Origin of the sequence: Pseudonocardia sp. SID8383 (genome assembly GCF_009864975.1) — a bacterium.
GTDB lineage: Bacteria > Actinomycetota > Actinomycetes > Mycobacteriales > Pseudonocardiaceae > Pseudonocardia > Pseudonocardia alni.
This window is the reverse complement of record NZ_WWFY01000475.1, coordinates 1-5,625: the sequence shown is the minus strand read 5'-3', so window position 1 is coordinate 5,625 and position 5,625 is coordinate 1. Positions and strand designations below refer to the sequence as shown.

Below are 5,625 nucleotides of genomic sequence, written 5' to 3'. Positions count from 1 at the left end.
CAGGCCAGCACCCGCGGCGCCGCACGCCTGCCCCGGCCCGCGGCGGCCGCCGCGGCGGCGACGGCCGCATCGACCCCGGTGAGCACGTCGGGCGTGGTGGGGTGTTCGGCGAACCCCGCCGGGGTCCCGTCGGGCAGCACCAGCACGGCCTTGGTCCAGCAGGAGCCGACGTCGAGGCAGACCGCGGGCGAGTGCGGGTCGTCCGGCGACGCGTCGGTCATGGACGGCGAGCGTACTGAGGTCGGGCGGTCACAGGGAGTGTCCGCGGAAGATCCGTTGCGACCCGTACCTGCCCGAGAGGTGGGTGATCGCGGTCACGTCCGCCGGTAGGTTGACCGACGTGCTCGGACTGATGCAGGACCGCCCGCTGACCCTGCCGCACGTGTTCCACCGCGCGGAGCAGCTGTTCGCGCGCAAACGGATGGTGACCGCTCGGCCGGACGGCACCGAGGACGTCGTCACGGTGGCCCGGTGGGCCGAACGGGTACGGCGGCTCGCGACCGTCCTGGACACCCTGGGCGTCTCCGCGGACGGCCGCGTCGGCACGTTCTGCTGGAACACCTCCCGGCACCTGGAGCTCTACCTCGCCGCCCCGTGCACCGGCCGGGTGCTGCACACGCTCAACATCCGGCTGCACCCCGACCAGCTCGTCTACGTCGCCGAGCACGCCGGCGACGAGGTCGTCTTCGTCGACCGGTCCCTGCTGCCGCTGTTCTGGCCGCACGTCGACCGGCTGCCCGGCGTCGCGCACGTGGTGGTGCTCGACGACGGCGCCGACGTCGCGGTCCCCGACGACCCGCGGATCCGGTCCTACGAGGAGCTCCTGGCCGCGGCCGAGCCGTACACGGGCCGGTTCGTCGTCGACGACGAGCACACCGCCGCCGCGATGTGCTACACGTCCGGGACCACCGGGAACCCGAAGGGCGTGGTCTACAGCCACCGCTCGACGATGCTGCACTCGCTCGTCACGCTGATCGCCGACGGTCCCGCGCTGGCCGAGCGCGACGTCGTCATGCCGGTGGTGCCGATGTTCCATGCGAACGCCTGGGGCCTGCCCTACGGCTGTCTGCTCGCGGGCACCGACCTGGTCTTCCCCGGCCCGGACCTGTCCCCCGCCGCCGTCGTCGATCTCGTCGAGCGGCACCGGGTCACCGTCACCGGCGGGGTCCCGACGATCTGGATGAACGTCCTGCCGCTGCTCGGCGACCACGACCTGTCGTCGCTGCGCACGATCTTCTGCGGCGGCTCGGCGGTCCCGAAGGCGCTGTGTGAGGAGTACCGCGTCCGGCTCGGGGTGCCGCTGCTGCACATCTGGGGCATGACCGAGACCTCCCCGATCGGCACGATGGGCGTGCTCGGCTCGCACCTCGACGGCGCCTCCGACGACGAGCTCGCCGCCGCCCGCGTCCGCCAGGGCAGGCCGATGCCGCTGGTGGAGATGCGGATCGTCGACCCCGAGACCGGTGAGGAGATGCCCTGGGACGACCACGCCACCGGTGAGGTGCAGGCGTCGGGGCCGTGGATCGCGAAGGAGTACTACCGCGGTGAGGGCGGCGGCGCCCAGTTCACCGACGACGGCAGGCTGCGCACCGGCGACGTCGCCACCGTCGACCCGTACGGCTCGTTCCGGCTGGTCGACCGCACCAAGGACCTGATCAAGTCCGGCGGCGAGTGGATCGGCACCGTCGAGCTGGAGAACGAGATCATGGCGCACCCGAAGGTGGCCGAGGCCGCGGTGATCGGCGTCGCGCACCCGCGGTGGGTGGAGCGGCCGCTGGCCTGCGTCGTCGTCGAGGACGGGGAGTCCCTCACCCTCGACGAGCTGCGGGAGTTCCTCGCCGACCGGGTCGCGAAATGGTGGCTCCCCGACGCCCTGGAACTGGTCGACGAGGTGCCGAAGACCAGCGTCGGCAAGTTCTCCAAGAAGACCCTGCGCGAGCGGTTCGCCGGGTACGCCCTGCCGAACGCATGATCACCGGTACCTGAGCGCTGCCCGGCCGCGCCGTGACACCGGTCAGGTACCGGTCGATCCGTGTCGGGGGCCGTCTCAGTCCGAGGAGGTCGCCTGGGCGGGGAGGTCGCCGCGCTCGCGGCGGCCGAGGATCGAGTTCTTCCGCGAGTACGCGAAGTACACGATCACGCCGATGACCATCCAGATGACGAACCGCAGCCAGGTCTCGACCGACAGGTTCAGCATCAGCCACACGCAGGCGAGCACGGCCAGGATCGGCACGAGCGGCACCAGCGGGGTGCGGAAGCCGCGCGGCAGGTCGGGCCGGGTCCGGCGCAGGATCACGACGCCGATCGAGACCAGCACGAAGGCGAACAGCGTGCCGATGTTGACCATCTGCTCGAGGTCCTGGGCCGGGAAGAACGTCGCGACCAGGGCGATCACGACGCCGATCAGCCAGGTGGCCCGGCCCGGGGTGCCGAAGCGGTTGGTCTTCGCCAGCGCGGTCGGCAGCAGCCCGTCGCGCGACATCGCGAAGATGACGCGGATCTGGCCGAGCATCAGCACCATGACGACCGTGGTGAGTCCGAGCAGCGCGCCGACGGCGATGATCGTCGCCGCCCAGTTGATGCCGAGCGAGGCGAACGCCGTGGCCAGCGTGGCGCGGGTGCCGTCGGGCTTCGTGGCCAGATCGGTGTAGGGCACCATGCCGGTGATCACCAGCGCGACGGCGACGTAGAGCACGGTGACGATCGCGAGCGAGCCGAGGATGCCGCGGGGCAGCGCCTTCGACGGGTTCCTGGTCTCCTCCGCGGTCGTGGCGACGGCGTCGAAGCCGATGAAGGCGAAGAACACGATCGCGGCGGCGGCGAACACGCCGTAGACGCCGAAGACGCTCGACGAGGCGCCCCCGAAGAACGACAGCAGTGACTGCTGGATGCCGGTGCCCGTCTCGACGGTGCCGGGTGTGGGCTCCGGGACGAACGGGGTGTAGTTCGCCGCGTTGATGAAGAAGGCGCCCAGGATGATCACGAACAGCACGATCGCGACCTTGATCGTGGTGATCACCAGGCTGACCCGGCTGGACAGCTTCGTGCCGCGGTAGAGCAGGAACGCCAGGACGACGACGAGCAACAGCGCGCCCCAGTCGAAGGAGAAGAAGCTCCCCAGCTCGAACGAGGTCGACACCTCGATGCCGATCAGGCCGAGGGTCTGGGCGAGGTACTCCGACCAGCCCTTCGACACGTAGGCCGAGCCGACCGCGAACTCCAGGACCAGGTCCCAGCCGATGATCCAGGCGATGAACTCGCCCAGGGTGGCGTAGGAGAAGGTGTAGGCGCTGCCGGCGACCGGCACCGTGGAGGCGAACTCCGCGTAGCAGAGGGCGGCCAGACCGCACGCCACCGCGGCCAGCACGAACGACAGCGACACCGCGGGTCCCGCGATGTTGCCGGCCGTGCTGGCGGCGAGGGTGAAGATGCCGGCGCCGATGACCACCGCGACCCCGAAGACGATCAGGTCGATCGTCCCCAGGTCCTTCTTCAGCCGGGTGTCCGGTTCGTCGGTGTCCCGGATGGATTGCTCGACCGTCTTGGTGCGGAACATGCCGCCACCACGGCTCGTGACCGTCATGAGCGGTGAAACTACGTCCGCGATGCGGTCTGCGTCACGCCATGCAACGCGGATTTGAGGTCACGATGCGGTTGCGCAACGACACGCCCGGCCTCAGACGGTCCCGCGCTCCAGCCCGTGGGCCTGCGCGACCTCCTCGGAGAGGAGCACGCCGTGATGGGTCGACAGGCCCGCGGCGAGGTGCGGGTCGGCCTCGGTCGCGGCCCGCCAGCCCTGGTCGGCCAGGCGCAGCACGTGGGGCAGCGTCGCGTTGGTGAGGGCGCGGGTCGAGGTGTGCGGCACCGCACCGGGCATGTTCGCGACGCAGTAGAAGACGGTGTCGTGCACCCGGTAGGTCGGGTCGGCGTGGGTGGTGGGCCGCGAGTCCTCGAAGCATCCGCCCTGGTCGATCGCGATGTCGACGAGTACGGCGCCGGGCCGCATCTGGGAGACGAGCTCGTTCGACACCAGGGTCGGCGCCTTGGCCCCGGGCAGCAGGACCGCGCCGATCACCAGGTCGGCACCGGTCACCGCCTCGCGCACGGACAGCGCGGTGGAGTACTGGGTGCGCACGGCACCGGCGTACTGCTCGTCGATCACGCGGAGCTTGTCCACGTCGACGTCGAGCACGGTCAGCGTCGCGCGCATGCCGGCGGCGATGGCGATGGCGTTCGCCCCCGCGACCCCGGCACCGAGCACGACGACGTCGGCGCCCGGCGCGCCCGGGACGCCGCCCAGGAGCATGCCGCGCCCGCCCGCCGAGCGCATGAGGTGGTAGCCGCCGGCCTGCGGGGCGAGCCGGCCCGCGACCTCGCTCATCGGGGCGAGCAGCGGCAGCCGGCCACGGGAGTCGGTGACGGTCTCGTAGGCGATGGAGGTCGTCCCCGCCGACAGCAGCGCGTCGGTGCAGGCGCGCGACGCGGCCAGGTGCAGGTAGGTGAACAGCGTCAGGTCCGGGCGCAGGTGGCCGTACTCCGAGGGGATCGGCTCCTTCACCTTGAGCAGCAGCTCGGCCGAGCCCCAGACCTCGGCGGTGTCGGACACGACTTGCGCCCCGGCCCCCTTGAAGTCGGCGTCGGAGATCGCGGACCCGGCGCCGGCGTCGTGCTCGACGACGACCTCGTGCCCCCGCCCGACGAGCTCGTGCACCCCGGCGGGCGTGAGCGCCACCCGGAACTCGTTGTCCTTGGTCTCCTTCGGCACTGCGACGCGCATGTCCTTCTCCTCCACTCGGCCCGCCAACTGCGTCAATGGTGAAGAAACATCGATAGTGTGCCAACAGAACTGAACAAGATTCTCGGAGGGCCTTCGTGAACGATGAATCTTCGGAGCCGCGGCGGATCAGGCCGTCACCGTCGAACCCTGTTCGGCTCGACGGTGTCGACCGGGCCCTGCTGCGCCAGCTGGAACGGGACGCCCGCACACCGAACAACTCACTCGCCGCGGGCGCGGGGATCGCGCCGTCGACGTGCCTCGGCCGCATCCGGGCGCTGCGCGAGCACGGGGTGATCCGCGGCTACCACGCCGACGTCGACCCGGCGGCGACCGGCCACCCCCTGCAGGCCATGATCTCGGTCCGCCTGCAGTCCGACGCCCGCGACCGGCTCGCCGAGTTCGTGACCCGGGTGTCCCGCCGCCCCGAGGTGCGCGACGTCTACTTCCTCGCCGGCGACGACGACTACATGATCCGGGTCGCGACCGCCGACACCGTGGCACTGCGTGACCTGGTCGGGACGCTCAACGCCTGGGCGGAGGTCGCAGGCACCCGGACATCGCTGATCTTCGAGCACCACCGGGCACCCGACACCTACTGAGCCCCGTCGTCGCCGTGGCGGAGCAGGGCGAACGTCGCGTCGGTCAGCTCGCGGAACCGCTCCAGCTCGGCCGCCGACGGCCGTCGCGGCGACGGGCGGGCCGTCGACCCGCGCGAGCAGCCAGGCGTACAGCCCGTCGACGACATCGGTGCCCGGCGCGCGGTCGCGCACCGCTTCTTCTCGGCGGAGGCGGCCGCCGACCCGGTCGCGGTGTTCGCCGAGGCGATGGCCGAGGCCGGGGCGCACGGC

Annotated in this window: 5 protein-coding genes and 1 pseudogene; 2 read left to right on the top strand and 4 right to left on the bottom strand. The window is 71.4% G+C overall.

Features of this window, described 5'->3' with window-relative positions:
• Positions 1-221: pseudogene (locus tag GTW08_RS11530) on the bottom strand (glutamate mutase L); the annotation flags it as partial.
• 119 nt (positions 222-340) lie between these two features.
• Here GTW08_RS11530 and GTW08_RS11525 point away from each other — a divergent pair.
• Entirely contained in the window at positions 341-1,972 is a 1,632-nt protein-coding gene (locus GTW08_RS11525) for a long-chain-fatty-acid--CoA ligase (RefSeq protein ID WP_083658827.1), read from the top strand.
• 75 nt (positions 1,973-2,047) lie between these two features.
• Here the strand turns inward: GTW08_RS11525 and GTW08_RS11520 are convergent, their stop codons facing one another.
• Positions 2,048-3,583, bottom strand: a complete 1,536-nt coding sequence (locus tag GTW08_RS11520) for an amino acid permease (RefSeq protein ID WP_073576342.1) — start codon at positions 3,581-3,583, stop codon at positions 2,048-2,050.
• A gap of 93 nt (positions 3,584-3,676) precedes the next feature.
• Positions 3,677-4,777 (bottom strand): alanine dehydrogenase, encoded by a 1,101-nt coding sequence (ald, locus tag GTW08_RS11515; RefSeq protein WP_073576830.1) that lies wholly within the window; start codon positions 4,775-4,777, stop codon positions 3,677-3,679.
• A 95-nt stretch (positions 4,778-4,872) separates the two neighbouring features.
• On the opposite strand from ald, the gene GTW08_RS32960 reads away from it, so the two are divergent.
• Entirely contained in the window at positions 4,873-5,376 is a 504-nt protein-coding gene (locus GTW08_RS32960; protein ID WP_100878662.1) for an Lrp/AsnC family transcriptional regulator, read from the top strand.
• Here the strand turns inward: GTW08_RS32960 and GTW08_RS11505 are convergent.
• The coding region (locus tag GTW08_RS11505; protein ID WP_161151896.1) for a hypothetical protein at positions 5,370-5,625 on the bottom strand (256 nt) is incomplete at its 5' end. The genes GTW08_RS32960 and GTW08_RS11505 overlap by 7 nt on opposite strands.